At 58.2% G+C, this 17,188-nt stretch carries 15 protein-coding genes; 1 reads left to right on the top strand and 14 read right to left on the bottom strand.

Translation table 11 applies throughout. The annotated features are described in order from the left end of the window. Window positions 1–58: 58 nt before the first annotated feature. The gene (secM, locus tag FA91_RS02635; protein WP_034912267.1) at window positions 59–556 is read right to left on the bottom strand and encodes a secA translation cis-regulator SecM; all 498 of its coding nucleotides are present in this window, start codon (window positions 554–556) and stop codon (window positions 59–61) included. A 21-nt stretch (window positions 557–577) separates the two neighbouring features. Between secM and FA91_RS02630 the strand changes: the two genes are divergently transcribed. Then, the gene (locus FA91_RS02630) at window positions 578–1,093 is read left to right on the top strand and encodes a DciA family protein (protein WP_034912266.1); all 516 of its coding nucleotides are present in this window, start codon (window positions 578–580) and stop codon (window positions 1,091–1,093) included. Here FA91_RS02630 and lpxC read toward each other — a convergent pair whose 3' ends face one another. The 13 genes from lpxC to FA91_RS02565 form a co-directional block, all read right to left on the bottom strand. Beyond that, entirely contained in the window at window positions 1,094–2,011 is a 918-nt protein-coding gene (lpxC, locus tag FA91_RS02625; RefSeq protein WP_034912265.1) for a UDP-3-O-acyl-N-acetylglucosamine deacetylase, read from the bottom strand. A 101-nt stretch (window positions 2,012–2,112) separates the two neighbouring features. Next, entirely contained in the window at window positions 2,113–3,273 is a 1,161-nt protein-coding gene (ftsZ, locus tag FA91_RS02620) for a cell division protein FtsZ (RefSeq protein WP_034912264.1), read from the bottom strand. Between the two features lie 71 nt (window positions 3,274–3,344). Further along, complete coding sequence (gene ftsA, locus FA91_RS02615) at window positions 3,345–4,601, bottom strand: cell division protein FtsA (RefSeq protein WP_034912263.1); 1,257 nt, start codon at window positions 4,599–4,601, stop codon at window positions 3,345–3,347. Then, a complete protein-coding gene (gene ftsQ, locus FA91_RS02610; RefSeq protein WP_034912262.1) occupies window positions 4,598–5,437 on the bottom strand; it encodes a cell division protein FtsQ in 840 nt (279 codons plus the stop codon). Before ftsQ ends, ftsA begins: the two co-directional genes overlap by 4 nt. A 1-nt stretch (window position 5,438) precedes the next feature. Then, the gene (locus tag FA91_RS02605; protein WP_034912261.1) at window positions 5,439–6,359 is read right to left on the bottom strand and encodes a D-alanine--D-alanine ligase; all 921 of its coding nucleotides are present in this window, start codon (window positions 6,357–6,359) and stop codon (window positions 5,439–5,441) included. Continuing rightward, window positions 6,352–7,827, bottom strand: coding sequence for a UDP-N-acetylmuramate--L-alanine ligase (murC, locus tag FA91_RS02600; RefSeq protein WP_034912259.1), 1,476 nt, complete (start codon window positions 7,825–7,827; stop codon window positions 6,352–6,354). The genes FA91_RS02605 and murC overlap by 8 nt, the downstream gene beginning before the upstream one ends. Window positions 7,828–7,922: 95 nt before the next feature. After that, window positions 7,923–8,981 (bottom strand): undecaprenyldiphospho-muramoylpentapeptide beta-N-acetylglucosaminyltransferase, encoded by a 1,059-nt coding sequence (murG, locus tag FA91_RS02595; RefSeq protein WP_034912257.1) that lies wholly within the window; start codon window positions 8,979–8,981, stop codon window positions 7,923–7,925. Continuing rightward, a complete protein-coding gene (gene ftsW, locus FA91_RS02590) occupies window positions 8,978–10,192 on the bottom strand; it encodes a cell division protein FtsW (RefSeq protein WP_034912256.1) in 1,215 nt (404 codons plus the stop codon). The genes murG and ftsW overlap by 4 nt, the downstream gene beginning before the upstream one ends. Continuing rightward, complete coding sequence (murD, locus tag FA91_RS02585; RefSeq protein ID WP_034912254.1) at window positions 10,192–11,505, bottom strand: UDP-N-acetylmuramoyl-L-alanine--D-glutamate ligase; 1,314 nt, start codon at window positions 11,503–11,505, stop codon at window positions 10,192–10,194. Before murD ends, ftsW begins: the two co-directional genes overlap by 1 nt. A gap of 3 nt (window positions 11,506–11,508) precedes the next feature. Next, entirely contained in the window at window positions 11,509–12,591 is a 1,083-nt protein-coding gene (mraY, locus tag FA91_RS02580; RefSeq protein ID WP_034912253.1) for a phospho-N-acetylmuramoyl-pentapeptide-transferase, read from the bottom strand. Continuing rightward, window positions 12,585–13,940 carry a UDP-N-acetylmuramoyl-tripeptide--D-alanyl-D-alanine ligase gene (murF, locus tag FA91_RS02575; protein WP_034912250.1) on the bottom strand — a complete coding sequence of 452 codons (1,356 nt, stop codon included), beginning with the start codon at window positions 13,938–13,940 and terminating at the stop codon, window positions 12,585–12,587. The genes mraY and murF overlap by 7 nt, the downstream gene beginning before the upstream one ends. Then, entirely contained in the window at window positions 13,937–15,424 is a 1,488-nt protein-coding gene (murE, locus tag FA91_RS02570; RefSeq protein WP_034912249.1) for a UDP-N-acetylmuramoyl-L-alanyl-D-glutamate--2,6-diaminopimelate ligase, read from the bottom strand. Before murE ends, murF begins: the two co-directional genes overlap by 4 nt. After that, window positions 15,411–17,186, bottom strand: coding sequence for a peptidoglycan glycosyltransferase FtsI (locus FA91_RS02565; RefSeq protein WP_034912247.1), 1,776 nt, complete (start codon window positions 17,184–17,186; stop codon window positions 15,411–15,413). The genes murE and FA91_RS02565 overlap by 14 nt, the downstream gene beginning before the upstream one ends. Window positions 17,187–17,188: the final 2 nt, after the last annotated feature.

Raw genomic sequence — 17,188 nt, 5'->3', positions numbered from 1 at the left:
CTCAGCCACCGCCTCCGGCGGTAAAGCATGTAAATGTAGGTGGATAAAGCGACAAATTTTATGTGAGAGAAAAGGGCCCGGCGCGAATACCCTGCACCTGCGCCAGCCAGAGGCCGGTTTGCCACTGCGTCCCGGTGGCCAGCAGGGGCTGCGCCGTCTGGCGAACAATTACCGGCGGGCGCGCTTCATGCGTCAGCAGCGTGCTGAGCGTATCCAGCAGCACCAGCTTTTGCACGTTGAGCGTTTGCTGAGCAATGGGATCGCGAACCGGCGCAAGCGTAAAAGTGAGATGACGAATAACGGTGCGAATAGCATGTTGATGCCAGTAATCAACGTTAACGCCCGATCGACGCGTGCTCTCCTGCAACAGCGCAAGGCCGTCGAAACGCACCACGCTGCCAATATTCAGGCTTCTTGTGGAGGTTTCTGGTAACGTAGCCTGTTCGCTGGCAAAAGTGTGAGGCGCGCCGATACTCGCCGCGACCATCCCTAACAGGAGATGCGGCCAGAAATAACGTCTGCCAAATTGTCGCCAACGATTTAGAATACCAATCACTTTTTTCCGCCGGAGCCCGCTATGCGCGATAGTCGCCCGCAATCTGTTGAAAATTTAATTGAAGCCACAGAAGGCCAGAGTACGCTTCAGGCGATTCAGCAACGCGCGCTTGCCCTGAATAAACTGAACCGTGCCGTGCGGGGAATGCTTCCCGCCCAGCTTCATCCCTGGTGCCGCGTGGCGAACTTTCGCCAGGGCATTCTGGTGCTTGAAACGGCCAATGCCAGCTGGATGATGCGCTTACGCTATGAACAATCCAGCCTGCTGTCGGCTTTACGAACGCAAATATTACCATCATTGACGTCAATCGACATCAGGATAAATCCATCGCTGGCGGGAAAAGGGCATGAAAGCGTTCAGGAAAGCAGCAATCAATCTGAGAAAGAAAGCAAAACGTCAGGGAGACGCCTGAGTGCAGAAAGCGCGGAGATTTTGAGAGGCGTGGCGGAACTGAGTCCTGAAAAACTGCGAAAAGTAATAGAACGACTGGCCTTACTGGCCGGAGAGAGTACCAGCTCAACCAGTCGTAATAAGTAGTTACGCCAGAACCAGGTTCGGCGCCCGGAAGGTTACCGGTAGCTCAGCTTCATCTTCAAAGGTCGCCCATTCCCAGGCTTCCTGCTTCGCGAGAACCGCCTGTAGCAGTTTGTTATTCAGCGCATGGCCCGATTTGAATGCAGTAAATGCACCAATAATATTGTGGCCACACATGAACAGGTCACCGATAGCATCTAACATTTTGTGACGCACGAACTCGTCTTCAAAACGCAGGCCGTCTTCGTTCAGCACGCGATAGTCATCGACCACGATGGCACAGTCAAAGCTGCCGCCCAGGCAAAGGCCGCGTGCCTGCAACGCTTCGATGTCGCGCATAAAGCCAAAGGTGCGGGCGCGGCTGATCTGGCGAGCGAAGGCTTCAGCGGAAAAATCCATGCTGTAGCGCTGAGAGCTGGCGTCAATCGCAGGATGGTTGAAGTCGATAGTGAAATCCAACGTAAAACCATTGTGCGGCCTGAACTCAGCCCATTTGTCGCCGTCTTCAACCCGAACAGTCTGCTTGATACGCACAAATTTCTTCGCGGCGTTCAGCTCATCAATGCCCGCGTCCATCAACAGATAAATAAAGGGAGCGGCGCTGCCATCCATAATAGGAATTTCAGGCGCGTTGACTTCCACAATAATGTTATCAATGCCGAGGCCAGCCAGTGCGGCGTTCAGGTGTTCTACCGTTGAAATACGCACGTCATGCTCATTAACCAGGCAAGTACAGAGCATGGTATCACGCACGGATTTGGCATCGGCCGGGAAATCAACCGGTGGATTCAAGTCAGTGCGGCGATAGATGACCCCGGTATTAGCCGGCGCAGGGCGTAACGTCAGCGTGACTTTCTTGCCGGTATGCAAACCGACACCTGTCGCCTGAACAATACGTTTTAAAGTCCGTTGTTTGATCATCGCATTATCTCGCAAAATTACTCATCCGACCGCCAGTATAAATCACCGACGGGCGAGCACTTTAGCACAAAGAGCGGAGAATCCCAATTATCAGGAATATCTTAATCCGCCTGCTTACGCAGGAAGGCCGGGATATCCAGATAGTCAGGCTCTTTGTTTGGCTGCGAACTCTGGTCGTTAACCACTTTCGCCGCTGGCTTTTGCTCTTGCGGGAGCGGAGCCATACCGTGCTGCTGATAACGATGATCCATAACCGGCTGCGTCTGCTGCTGCTGTTTGTTGGTCACCAGGGTAATTTCAGGACGTTTGTCCATGCCAATACCGGTAGCCACGACGGTTACGCGCAGTTCATCGTTCATTTCCGGATCGAGAGACGTACCGATCACCACGGTCGCGTTATCAGAGGCGAAGGCGCGAATGGTGTTACCCACGGTTTCAAACTCGTCCAGACGCAGATCGAAGCCAGCCGTGATGTTTACCAGCACGCCGCGCGCGCCAGAAAGGTCGATGTCTTCCAGCAGCGGGCTGGAAATCGCCATTTCTGCTGCTTCTTCCGCACGGTCTTCACCGCAGGCAACGCCGGAACCCATCATCGCGTAGCCCATTTCGGACATCACGGTGCGCACGTCGGCGAAGTCGACGTTCATCAGGCCCGGACGGGTGATCAGCTCGGCGATACCCTGTACCGCGCCTTTCAGCACGTCGTTTGCGGCGCCGAAGGCGTCCAGCAGCGAAATACCGCGGCCCAGCACTTTCAGCAGCTTGTCGTTCGGGATAGTGATCAGCGAGTCAACGTGCTTGGATAACTCGGCAATACCCTGCTCGGCAAACGCCATGCGCTTTTTGCCTTCAAAATTAAACGGCTTGGTGACCACGGCAACCGTCAGGATACCCAAATCTTTTGCCACTTCTGCCACAACCGGCGCGGCGCCCGTACCGGTGCCGCCGCCCATGCCTGCGGCAATAAACACCATGTCCGCGCCTTCCAGCGCCTGACGCAGTGCTTCACGATCTTCTTCTGCGGAGTTACGGCCGACTTCGGGATTTGCCCCGGCGCCCAGACCTTTGGTGATACCGTTACCGATCTGGATGGTCTGACCCACCGCCGTTTTGCGCAGAGCCTGCGCATCGGTGTTGACGGCAAAGAACTCAACGCCTTCGATGCGCTCGCGCACCATATGCTCTACGGCGTTACCGCCGCCGCCGCCGACGCCGATGACTTTAATCACCGCGTCATTGGTTAATTCCATAGGTTCAAACATAATTTCTCTCCGTTATGTGCCTGTCGCCTGGAGATCATAAATAAGGCTAGCATGATCTCCTTTTATTAAAATTAAAACTCTTTTCTCAGCCAGCTGTTGATTCGCTTAAACCAGTTGCCCACCGAGCTTCTTTTTTCCACGTCGGCCTCACCGTTCAGGTGAGACTCTTTTCCATAGTGCAGCAGGCCTACCGCCGTTGAGTAGTAAGGCTCCTGCGCATAATCCGTCAGCCCGGTAATATTCAGCGGCTGTCCAATTCGCACCTGCGTGTGAAACACACGCTGGGCGCAGGCCGCTAAACCTTCAATTTGTGACGCGCCGCCGGTCAGAACAATGCCTGCCGCCAGATGATGCTTCACGCCCTGCTGGCGAAGCTGCTCCTGAAGTTGCAGGATCTCGTCATTCACCAGATTCAGTAATTCGGTATAGCGAGGTTCAATGACCTCAGCCAGCGTTTGCCGCTGCAAACTGCGCGGCGGGCGGCCGCCCACGCTTGGCACTTCAACGTTTTCATCCTTGCCGACAATCGAGCCGAGCGCGCAGCCATGACGAACCTTGATCGCCTCGGCATCGGTGGGCGGCGTACCGAATGCATAGGCGATATCGCTGGTGACCACGTTGCCCGCGTATGGGATCACTTTGGTATGACGCAGCGCGCCGCCGGTGTAAACCGCGATATCCATGGTGCCGCCGCCGACGTCGACCACACAGACGCCCAGCTCGCGTTCATCTTCTGTCAACACCGCAAAGCTTGAAGCCAGGCCGGCAAAAATCAGTTGGTCAACTTTCAGCCCGCATCGTTCAACGGCTTTGACGATGTTTTTCGCCATATCATTGTGGCAGGTAATCAGGTGCACTTTTGCCTGCATCCTCACGCCCGACAAACCCACCGGATTTTTAATGCCTTCCTGATAATCGATGGCGTATTCCTGTGGAATAACATGGAGAATTCGGTGCTCATCGCGCACGCGAACCGATTTAGCGGTATGCACCACGTTCTCCACATCTTCCTGAGTCACTTCTTCTTCCGAAATAGGAACCATCCCTATTTCGTTCTGGCAACTGATATGTTTCCCCGATAAAGCAAGGTAAACCGATGAGATCTGGCAGTCAGCCATCAACTCCGCCTGGTCGATCGCACGCTGCACGCACTTCACAACGGATTCCAGATCGTTTACGCCGCCTTTATCCATGCCGCGCGAAGGGCAGCTTCCCACGCCAATAATATTGACCATGCCATCGGGCAGAACCTCACCTACCAAAGCGGCGACCTTCGCAGTGCCGATTTCAAGTCCAACTACCAGTTTTCTGTCCGTCGCTTTGATCATTGTTGTTTAACCTGTGCCTGATTCTGTTCCTGTTTACTGTCAGTTTTCTCAAGGGGCGCTGGCGCCCAACCTACTGCCGCGCCAGAGTCGTACCGCAGGTCAACGTAGCTGATTCGCTTGTTTTCCGCCTGCGCCTGCTGTTGCAGCGAAGGATACAGCTGGGTAAAACGCTTCAGCCGCTTCATATCGTCATTTCGTCCCAGCTCAAGGCGGATGTCATCGTCCAACACCAGTTGCCAGGATCGCCGCGCGGTCATTGAGGCCACTTTCAGTTTAAGTTTGCTGGCAGCCAGCGCATCACGCATCTGGTGGTAACCTGCCAGCACTTCTGCTTCGCTGCCTTCCGGCCCGTGAAGCATCGGCATCGCCTCTTTGCCAAGATGGCTGGCCGGCACGCTGAAGGATTTCCCTTCGGCGTCAACCATATGCAAATCATTCCACCGTGCGACCGGCACATACTCCACCAGATGAATCTTCAGCTCGTCCGGCCACTGTTTGCGCACGCTCACCTGCTGGATCCACGGCAGCCGTTCAATCTGCTGCTGAATCACATCCACATCCTGCGACATGAAGGTGCCCGGCGCGCCAAGCGACAATATCGCCTGGCGAATGTCATCGTGCGTGGTGTAGTGCATCTGCCCGGTGACGACCAGCCTGGAAAGCGGCAGCCTTGAGGCATCGTTCATCCACTTCACCACGACCAGCCCGCCCGCGACCATCACGCCCAGCACCATCATTAAAAAGATGATGCCTGCCAGCCGCGAGCCATTGCTCCTGCCGGAACGCGCTTTTTCCTGCGCTTCGCGGTTACGAACGTTCAGAGCCGCCTGGGACATATCAGTCGGCCAGCTCCAGAATGCGCGCAACCAGCTGCGGGAAGCTCATGCCGGCTTGCTTCGCCGCCATCGGCACCAGGCTGTGGCCGGTCATACCTGGCGAGGTATTGACCTCAAGCAGATAAAACTGGCCGTCGTCGCCCATCATTACGTCCACGCGGCCCCAGCCGCTACAGCCCAGCGCGCGCCAGGCATCAGTGACGATGGTACTGAGCACTGACTCCTGTTCTGCACTCAGGCCGCTCGGACAGAAGTATTGAGTATCGTCAGAAAAGTATTTTGCTTCATAGTCATAGAACTCAGAAATCACCTGGATGCGAATAGAAGGCAGGATTTCATCGCCAATGACGGCAACGGTGTATTCCGGGCCGCTTAAAAATGCCTCAATTAACACCTCGTCGTCGTGGCGGAACGCTTCATCCAGCGCCGCCTGAAGCGCGTCAGCATGATTAACGCGGGTGATACCCACGCTGGAGCCTTCACAGCTCGGCTTAACGAACAGCGGCAGCCCCAGCGCCGCGATGCGCGCGCGGGCCTCCTCGTTCAGACCGGCGTTCATTTCATCACGCGTGATTGCCACATAGGGGGAAACGGGCAGTCCGCAGCCCTGCCAGAGCAGTTTGGTGCGCAGTTTATCCATGGTGATGGCTGATGCCATTACGCCGCTGCCGGTGTAGGGAATAGCGAGAAACTCCAGCACGCCCTGGAGCGTGCCGTCTTCGCCGCCGCGACCGTGAAGTGCGATAAAGGCTTTGTCGAAGCCCTCTTCTTTCAGGCGCATTACCGGAAAATCGCGAATATCGACCGCTTGCGCGTCAATACCCGCTTCAATCAGTCCGGCCAGCACGGCGTTGCCTGACATCAACGAAACGTCGCGTTCGGCAGAGGTGCCACCCAGCAAAACAGCTACTTTCTCAGCCATGATGTTCCCCTTCAGTTGTCTGTGGTTGTAACTTAAGGTCTGCCAGCCGACGCGCAATACGTCCCACGTTTCCGGCGCCCTGCACCAGGATCAAATCGTTACCGGAGAGCTTCGGCGCCAGCATGTCGGGTACCGCCTCGTGATCGGAAACCAGGATCGGATCGACCTTTCCGCGGCCGCGAATGGTGCGGCAAAGCGAGCGGCTGTCCGCACCGGGTATCGCCGTTTCTCCGGCGGAATACACGTCCAGCATCAGCAGCACGTCAACCTGAGAGAGCACGTTAGCGAAATCGTCATACAGGTCGCGGGTGCGCGTATAGCGATGCGGCTGGAAAATCATCACCAGTTGCTTATCCGGCCAGCCCGCGCGCGCTGCTTTGATCGTTGCATCCACCTCGGTGGGATGATGGCCGTAGTCATCAACCAGCATCGCCGTGCCCGCGTTACCGTTGACGTCGACGATCGGATATTCACCAAGGAAATCGAAGCGACGGCCGGTGCCCTGAAAGCTCTCCAGCGCGCTGAGGATCTCGTCGTCTTCAATACCTTCTTCCGTCGCCACCGCCACCGCTGCCGCGGCATTCAGCGCATTATGTCGCCCTGGCGCATTGAGCGTAACGTGCATTAGCGGCTTATCGAGCCGCGCCAGCGTGAAATGCCCCTGCGCGCCGTGCTGCTCATAGCTGGCAATACGCACATCGGCGTCTTCGCTAAAACCGTACGTGGTGACCTGACGCCCAACGCGCGGGATCAGATCGCGAATCACCGCGTCGTCAACGCACAATACCGCACGCCCATAAAACGGCAGATTGTGCAGAAAATTAATAAACGTCTGCTTCAGATTTTCGAAGTCGCCCTGGTAGGTATCCATATGATCGGCTTCAATATTCGTGACAATCGCCACCATCGGTTGCAGATGCAGAAACGAGGCGTCGCTTTCATCAGCTTCCGCAATCAGGTAGCGGCTGCTACCAAGGCGCGCGTGCGTGCCTGCGGCTTTGACCAGTCCGCCGTTAACGAAGGTAGGATCCAGACCGCCTTCCGCATAAATACTGGACACCATCGCCGTGGTGGTGGTTTTGCCGTGCGTTCCGGCAACGGCGATGCCGTGACGAAAACGCATCAGTTCCGCCAGCATCTCGGCGCGGCGGATCACCGGAATGCGCGCCTCACGGGCCGCAACAATTTCCGGGTTATCCTGCGATACCGCGGTGGAGACCACCACCACGCTGGCGTCGCTGACGTTTTCCGGGCGATGGTTGAAATAGATCGTCGCGCCCAGGCCGCTCAAATGCTGCGTCACCGCGTTAGGCGCCAGATCTGAACCGCTGATTTCATAGCCTTCGTTGGCCAACACTTCGGCAATACCGCCCATGCCGGCACCGCCGATGCCGACAAAGTGGATGTGCCGGACGCGACGCATCTCGGGCACAATAGAACGCAGTTTCGCCAATTGTTGAATATTCATCTTTTTTGCCTGTCAGTGCGTTAGCGCACCGTTTTGTCCCCACCGGGATGGGGAAACACCTATGGAGGCCGGTTTGTCCGGCATCTGCCTTTCTTTTATAACGCTGCGGCGCTGACTTCTGCCGCAACGCGTTCGGTCGCATCGGGAATCGAGGCTGCTCTGGCGTTGATCGCCATAGCCAGCAGCGTTTGTCGATCCCAACCGGCCAGCGTTTCCGCAACTGCGTTCGCCGTAAACTGCGGCTGCTCAAAAATTTTTGCCGCGCCTGCCTGCTCAAGCGGCAGCGCGTTCCAGTACTGTTGACGATCTTTATGCTGAAAAGGCACAAAAATCGCCGGTAAGCCTGCGACGGCTACTTCACTGACGGTCAACGCGCCGGATCGACACACCACCACATCGGCCCAGGCGTAGGCTTCTGCCATATCGTCGATAAACTCGGTGACGCGATGCTGCGTCTGGTTTACCTGCGCGTAAGCCTGATTCACGCTCGCCAGCGCGCCCTTCCCTACCTGATGCCAGAGCGTGATGGTATCGCCCAATTGCGCGGCCACCTGCGGCAGGGTTTGGTTCAGTACGCGCGCGCCCTGGCTGCCGCCAATGACCAGCACGCGTATCGGGCCGACACGCCCTGCCAGACGCGTTTGCGGCGCGGGCAGCGCCAGCACGTCAACGCGAACCGGGTTGCCCACCACGTCGGCGTGGGGAAACGCGCCCGGAAATGCCTGCATCACTTTTTTCGCGATTTTCGCCAGCCATTTGTTAGTCAGGCCCGCAATGCCGTTCTGCTCATGCAGCACCACAGGGATCCCGCAGCTCCAGGCCGCCAGGCCGCCAGGGCCGGACACGTAACCGCCCATGCCCAGCACCACATCCGGCTGGTACGCCTTCATGATGGCGCGGGCCTGGCGTACGGCGGTAAAAATCCTTACCGGCGCGGCCAGCAGCGCTTTCAGTCCCTTACCGCGCAAGCCGCTGATGCGTATAAAATCGATGTCGATGCCGTGCTTCGGCACTAAATCGGCTTCCATACGATCTGCGGTGCCCAGCCAGCGAACCTGCCAGCCCTGCGCCATCAGGTGGTGCGCAACCGCCAGCCCCGGGAAAACGTGTCCGCCGGTTCCGCCCGCCATCACCATCAGTCGCTTCCCTGTCATCGAGTCCCCCGCGTAAACGCCTGCGCGCGCGCCAGTCGCGTTTCATAATCTATACGTAGTAAAAATACGATGGCGGTCGACATAATAATCAGGCTCGATCCACCGTAACTGATCAGCGGCAGCGTCAGGCCTTTCGTCGGCAGCATGCCCGCCGCCGCGCCGACGTTAACCAGCGCCTGGAAACTGAACCATACGCCGATTGAACAGCCCAAAAAGCCGGAAAAACGCTGGTCGATTTCCAGCGCGCGTCGGCCGATGGACATCGCGCGAAAAGCGACGAAGAATACCATCAAAAGCGCCAAAACCACACCGATATAACCCAGTTCTTCCCCGATAATCGAGAAGATAAAGTCGGTATGCGCTTCGGGCAGATACTCCAGTTTTTGTACGGAGTTGCCCAGCCCCTGGCCCCACAATTCACCGCGGCCAAAGGCCATCAGCGACTGCGTAAGCTGGTAGCCGCTGCCGAACGGGTCATCCCACGGATTCCAGAACGACGTCACACGACGCATACGGTACGGTTCGGCAATAATCAGCAGTATCACGGCAAAAATACCGGAGCCGATAATCGCCAGAAACTGCCACAGTTTTGCACCGGCGAGGAACAGCATCGCCAGCGTGGTGACAAACAGCACCACCACCGTACCGAGATCCGGCTGCGCCAGCAGCAGCACCGCCAGCACCACCATCACGCCCATCGGTTTACAGAAGCCCCAAAAGTTATTGCGAACCTCTTCCACCTTGCGCACCAGATAGCTGGCCAGGTAACAAAACAGCGACAGCTTTGACAGCTCAGCAGGCTGAATACGCAGCGGCCCGAGCGCAATCCAGCGCGATGCGCCGTTAACCGAACTGCCGACCACCAGCACAATCAATAACATCACCACCGTTACCAGCAGCATGATGTTGCTGTAGCGCTGCCAGAAATCCATCGGGATGCGCAGCGTGACCATCGCCATACCCAGCGCCAGCACCAGATAGAACGCATCGCGTTTGGCAAAAAAGAACGGATCGTCCGACAGTCTCTGCCCGACCGGCATCGATGCCGACGTCACCATCACAAAGCCAATCACCGCCAGGCCGATGGTCAGCCAGAGCAGCGTGCGATCGTACAAAACCATCGAGCTGGCGTCGCTCTCGCGCGAGCCCATCACCCACTCTTTCAGACGATTCGTGAAACCACTCGCCAGGCTCATACCACGTATATTCATCAGCCAAGCTCCTTCGCCAGGCGCGTAAAGACATCGCCGCGCTGCTCAAAGTTCTTGAACTGGTCGAGGCTGGCGCAGGCGGGCGACAGCAGCACCATATCGCCTGGCTTCACCTGCGCGGCAATTTGCGTCATCGCCTCGGCCAGCGTTTCCGTCTGTACGGCGATATCCGGGCGCAGCGCGGCCAGCGCCTCGCGATCGCGACCAAAGCACCAAGTGCGCACGTTATCGGTCAGAAACGGCGCCAGCGCGCTGAAGTCAGCCGACTTACCGTCGCCGCCGAGCAGCAGCCACAGCGTGCCCTGCACCTGTAACCCCTTCAGCGCGGCTTCGGTACTGCCCACGTTGGTGGCTTTGGAATCGTTGATCCAGCGCACGCCATTGTGCTCCCAGGCAAGCTGAAAACGGTGCGCCAGACCGCTAAACGTGGTCAGCGCCTTCAGGCTGCTGGCGCGCGGCAGGCCAACCGCATCCGCCAGCGCCAGCGCGGCGAGCGCGTTAGTAAAATTATGCTGCCCGGTGAGCGCCATTTCTGCCGTGTTCAGCACCTTCTCGCCCTTCACCCGCAGCCAGATGTTTCCCTGCTGCCGGTTCAGATGATAATCGCCCACGTCCACACCAAAACTGACGCAGCGCGCATCCGCGCCGCGCACCGGCATGGTCATGGCATCATCGGCATTCACCACGCAAACCGCTGCCTGCTCGTAGATGCGCAGCTTCGCGGCGCGGTACTGCTGCATTCCGAGCGGATAGCGATCCATATGATCTTCGGTCACGTTCAGCAGGGTGGCTGCCGCCGCCTGCAAACTGTGGGTGGTTTCAAGCTGGAAGCTCGACAGTTCCAGCACGTAAAGCTGTGCCGGCGTATCCAGCAGCGTCAGCGCAGGCAGGCCGATGTTGCCGCCGACGCCCACCTGCCAGCCCGCGGCCTTCGCCATTTCGCCAACCAGCATGGTCACGGTGCTTTTGCCGTTAGAACCGGTAATGGCGACAATGGGCGCCTGCGCTTCGCGGCAGAACAGTTCGATATCGCCAACAATCTCCACGCCCGCTTCCGCCGCCGCCGCCAGCGACGGATGCGCCAGCGCCATGCCGGGGCTGGCAACAATCAGGTCGGCGTTCAGCAGCCAGTCGTCGTTGATCGATCCCAGCCAGCACTCAATGTTTTCCGGCAGTTTGTTCAGGCCTGGCGGCGCGACGCGGGTATCCACCACGCGCGGCGTAACGCCACGCGCTAAAAAGAAATCAACGCAGGAGAGGCCGGTCAGCCCCAGCCCGATGATGACAACTTTTTTACCCTGATAGTCGGCCATTGTTTACCGTACCTTCAGCGTTGCCAGGCCAATCAGCACCAGCATCAGTGAAATAATCCAGAAGCGCACGATCACGCGCGGTTCCGGCCAGCCCTTCAGTTCATAGTGATGGTGAATAGGCGCCATGCGAAAAATGCGCTGCCCGCGCAGTTTGAAGGAGCCTACCTGAAGGATCACCGACAGCGTTTCCACCACAAACACACCGCCCATAATCAGCAGTAAAAACTCCTGACGCAGCAGCACGGCGATGGTGCCCAGCGCGCCGCCCAGCGCCAGTGAACCGACATCACCCATAAACACCTGCGCCGGATAGGTGTTAAACCACAAGAAGCCAAGCCCGGCGCCGACAATGGCGGTACAGACAATCACCAGCTCGCCCGCATGGCGCAGGTAAGGAATATGCAGATAGCCAGCAAAATTCATATTGCCGGTGGCCCATGCCACCAGCGCAAAGCCCGCCGCCACGAAAACGGTAGGCATAATCGCCAGGCCATCCAGCCCGTCGGTCAGGTTGACCGCGTTGCTGGTGCCGACGATCACAAAGTAGGTCAACAGCAGGTAGAGCAGGCCAAGCTGCGGCATCACGTCCTTAAAAAACGGCACAACCAGCTCAGTGGCTGGCGTATCTTTCCCGACGATGTACATCACAAAAGCAACCGCCAGGGCGATCACCGACTGCCAGAAGTATTTCCAGCGCGCGATAAGCCCTTTGGTGTCTTTGCGCACCACTTTGCGGTAGTCGTCGATAAAGCCAATGATGCCGTAACCTACCAGCACAAACAGCACGCACCAGACGTAGGGGTTGGACGGATAGGCCCACATCAGTACGGAAATGGTAATGGAAAACAGGATCATAATGCCGCCCATCGTCGGCGTGCCGCGCTTGCTGAAGTGCGACTCCGGGCCGTCGTTACGCACCACCTGGCCGAAAGACATCTCCTGAAGACGCACAATCATGCGCGGCCCCATCCACAGCGAAATAAACAGCGCGGTCAGCAGGCTGACAATGGCGCGAAACGTCAGATACGAAAAGACGTTGAAGCCCGAATAAAAAGTGACCAGATGTTCGGCCAGCCAGACTAGCATGTTCCTTTCTCCTTTAAGCTCTGTACTACCTGCTCCATGGCGGCACTACGTGAACCTTTCACTAAAATGGTGATATCGGCATGGGTCGCCAACAGCGCGCGTAGACGCGTAACGGCGGACGGTTTATCGGCAAAATGCTCGCCGCTGCCGCTGGCCTCACTGATAAGCCTGCTCAGCACGCCAACGCTCACCACCCAGTCAATCCCCGCCTTGCGTGCAGCCATGCCCACCTCGCGATGGCAGGCTTCGGCATCGGCGCCCAGTTCCCCCATGTCGCCCACCACCAGCACGCGAAATCCCGGCATATCGGCCAGAACCTGTACCGCTGCGGTCATCGAACCCACATTGGCGTTATAGGTGTCATCCAGCAGCAGCTTGCCCCGGGCAAGCTGAACCGGAAAAAGCCGCCCCGGCACCGCTTTCAATGCAGACAGACCATGTTGCACCGCACTGAGCGGGGCATCGACCGACAGCGACAGCGCGGCGGCGGCCAGCGCGTTGGCAATGTTGTGACGGCCCGGCAGCGGCAGATGAATATCCACCTCGCCCACCGGCGTGCTCATCACAAACGCCGTACCGCTGGCGGAAATACGCACGTTTGACGCAGAGAAATCGCTTTCGCCCTGCGCCGAGAAGCGCCAGACGCGTTTGCCGTCCAACAGAGGCTGCCAGTTCGGCAGATCATTGCTTTCGTCGTTAATAATCGCCGTGCCGTTAACCGACAGACCTTCAAAAATTTCGCCTTTCGCTTTCGCCACGCCAGCCAGCGAGCCAAAGCCTTCCAGATGCGCCGCCGCCAGATTATTAATCAGCGCGGTTTCAGGGCGCGTGATGGCGGTGGTAAAGGCAATTTCACCCTGATGATTGGCGCCGAGTTCAATAACCGCATAGCGATGTTGATCATCCAGACGCAGCAGCGTGAGCGGCACGCCAATATCGTTATTAAAGTTACCGGCGGTAAAGAGCGTTTCGCCACATTCGCGCAGGATTGCGGCGGTCATCTCTTTCACTGAGGTTTTTCCGGAGGACCCCGTCAGCGCCACTACCCGCGCCGTTGACTGCTGACGCACCCAGCCCGCAAGCTGCGCCAGCGCAACGCGGGTATCTGTGACAACGACCTGCGGCACCGCGACTTGTAAGTGCTTACTGACCAACAGCGCTGCCGAACCGGCGGCAATCGCATCGCCGACAAATTCATGCGCATCGAAACGCTCGCCCTTCAGGGCAATAAACAGGCAGCCTGCGGTGGCCGCGCGCGTATCGGTCGTCACCGCGTTGAACGTCAGGTCACCGCCGAAAAGCGTGCCGCGGGTCACTTCCGCCAGCGTTTGCAGGGAAAGCGCGATCATGCCATTACCCCCAGTAAACGCGCGACCGTCACCCGGTCGGAGTAGTCCAGCCGACGGTTGCCGACAAGCTGATAATCTTCATGGCCTTTACCGGCCACCAGGACGATATCCCCTTCCTGCGCCTGCATGACCGCGTTAGTGACCGCTTGCGCACGTCCGGCCACCACGCGGGCGCGGCCGCCGTCCATAAAACCGCTAAGGATGTCGGCAACGATAGCCGCCGGATCTTCGCTGCGCGGATTGTCGTCGGTAATAACGACCACGTCCGCAAACTGCTCAGCGATAGCGCCCATCAGCGGGCGCTTACCTTTATCGCGATCGCCGCCGCAGCCAAAGACGCACCACAGCGTGCCTTTGCAGTGCAGCCGCGCCGCCTGAAGCGCCTTTTCCAGCGCGTCCGGCGTGTGTGCATAATCGACCACCACCGTGGGTTTACCCGGAGCGGAAAAGACTTCCATGCGCCCGGTAACAGGCTGAAGCTGCTGGCCGGTCGCCACCAGCGAAGCCAGCGGATAGCCCAGCGCCAGCAGCGTGCTCAGCGCCACCAGCAAATTACTGACGTTGAAGGCACCCATCAGGCGGCTTTCGATTTCACCAAAGCCCCAGCTGGAGTCAAATCGTACGGTCGCGCCGTTGTCGTGATACACCACGTCAACGGCCTTGAGCCAGCGCCCCCGACAGCCGGCCTGGAGATTGTTCTCCATCGTTACCGCCACGGCGTCCGGCAGTTTTTCCAGCCAGCGGCGGCCGGTTTCATCGTCAGCGTTGACGATCGCCTGGGCCACCAGGTGCTCGGAGAAAAGCAGCCATTTAGCGGATTCGTAATGCGCCATATCGCCGTGATAATCCAGGTGATCGCGGCTGAGATTGGTAAAAGCGGCAGCGGCGAACGGCAGCGCGGCCACGCGATGCTGAACCAGACCGTGCGAGGAGATTTCCATCGCCGCCAGCGTGGCGCCCTGTTCGACCAGCGAGCTCAGGGTCTGCTGCACGTCAACGGCGGAACCGGTCGTGTTCTCAGCGGGCTGCAACTGGCCGTAAAGACCATTGCCTACAGTACCCATCACCGCGCCCGTTTCACCCAACAGAGTGGCCCACTGCGCCAGCAGCTGCGTAGTGGTGGTTTTGCCGTTCGTCCCGGTCACGCCTATCAACCGCAGCTTTTCGCCAGGCTGCTGGTAGAAACGGCCTGCCAGCGCGGAAAGGCGCTGAGAAAGCTGCGCCAGCCAGATCACCGGCACGCCGTGAAGGTGGGTAATGCTGCCGTCTTCCGCTTCGCCTTCAGCTTCTGCCACCACGGCTGCAACGCCCTGCGCAATGGCCTGCGGAATAAAACGGCGACCGTCCGCCGCGTGGCCTTTTATCGCCACAAAGAGATCGCCGGACGCCGCAACACGGCTGTCCAGAATCATTTCGCTGAGCGGCAGCGAAGGTGCGCCAGGCACCCACGGCGCCAGCAGGTCGCGCAGGTTACGAACGGTCACTCGATCTCTCACTTCTGTTATCTACCATCTCATTTTTATCCACAGGGCCCGCTGGCGGCAGCGCATCAGGCTCGACGTTCATGGTGCGCAGCACGCCACCCATGATCGCGCCAAAAACAGGCGCGGAAACCGCACCGCCATAATATTTCCCCGCCTGCGGATCGTTGATAACCACCACCAACGCAAAGCGGGGACGACTCGCCGGCGCAACGCCCGCGGTGTAAGCAATGTATTTGTTGACGTAGCGCCCATCCGGCCCGACCTTTTTTGCAGTGCCGGTTTTTATAGCAATACGATACCCTTTGATCGCCGCCTTTACGCCGCCGCCGCCGGGCAGCGCAACGCTTTCCATCATGTGCATCACGGTGCGAACAAGGCTCTCCGGGAAGATGCGCTGACCCGCAACCGGCGGATCAACTTTGGTAATCGACAGCGGACGATAAACGCCATAGCTGCCGATCGTGGCGTAGACTCGCGCTAACTGTAACGGCGTTACCATTAGCCCATAGCCGAAAGAGAAGGTGGCCCTCTCTATGTCAGACCACCGTTGTTTTTGAGGATATAAGCCACTGCTTTCTCCGACCAACCCCAAATTGGTCGCCTTACCCAATCCAAAGCGCGCGTAGGTTTCTACCAGCGCTGAGGAGGGCATCGCTAACGCCAGCTTTGAAACGCCAACGTTACTCGATTTTTGCAAAACCCCGGTCAGGGTCAGTTCGTTGTAGCGCGCCACGTCTTTGATTTCATGGCCGTTGACGCGATACGGAACGGTATTCAGTACGGTATTTTCTTTCACCACGCCGCGCTGAAGCGCGGTCATCACCACCATCGGTTTTACCGTGGAACCGGGTTCGAAGATGTCGGTAATTGCCCGGGTGCGCATGACGTCTTTGGTGGTGCCGGTCAGGTTATTCGGGTTATAGGCCGGGCTGTTCGCCATTGCCAGCACTTCGCCGGTGTTCACATCCACCAGTACCGCCGTGCCGGATTCTGCTTTGTTGAACGCCACAGCGTTGTTTAACTCGCGGTAAACCAGCGCCTGAAGACGCTCGTCAATGCTCAGCGCCAGGTTATGGGCAGCGCGGCTGTCCACCGACGAGATATCCTCGATCACCCGGCCGAAACGATCTTTACGCACCGTTCGTTCGCCAGGCTTGCCGGTCAGCCACTTATCAAAGCTCTTTTCAACGCCTTCAATGCCCTGACCGTCGATATTGGTGAAGCCGATCAGATGCGATGTCACCTGCCCTGCCGGATAGTAACGGCGCGACTCTTCGCGCAGAAAGATGCCGGGAAGCTTCAGTTTTTTGATGTAGTCGCCAATGGCGGGATTGACCTGACGCGCGAGATAAACGAAGCGGCCGTTCGGGTTGGCGTTCACGCGAGCGGCAAGCTGATCCAGAGGAATTGAAAGCGCGTCGGAGAGCGCTTTCCAGCGGCTGTCCAGCGTGATACCGCCTTTATCATGCAGCTCTTTAGGATCGGCCCAGATAGCATTTACCGGCACGCTGACCGCCAGCGGACGACCTGCGCGATCGGAGATCATCCCGCGCGCGGTAGGTACTGCCTGCACGCGCAGCGAACGCATATCGCCTTCGCGGACCAGCTTGTCCGGGTTGATCACCTGAAGATAGGCCATACGCGCCAGCAGTCCGAAAAGCGCCAGTAAAATCCCGCAGCAAATCAACGCAAAACGCCAGCTCACAAAGCTGGCCTGATCTTCCGGTCGTTTTAACTTCAACGTCTTAGCTGCGGCTTTCATTC

It is taken from the genome of Erwinia sp. 9145 (genome assembly GCF_000745075.1).
Lineage (GTDB): Bacteria > Pseudomonadota > Gammaproteobacteria > Enterobacterales > Enterobacteriaceae > Erwinia > Erwinia oleae.
This window is presented reverse-complemented; position numbering and strand designations above follow the sequence as displayed.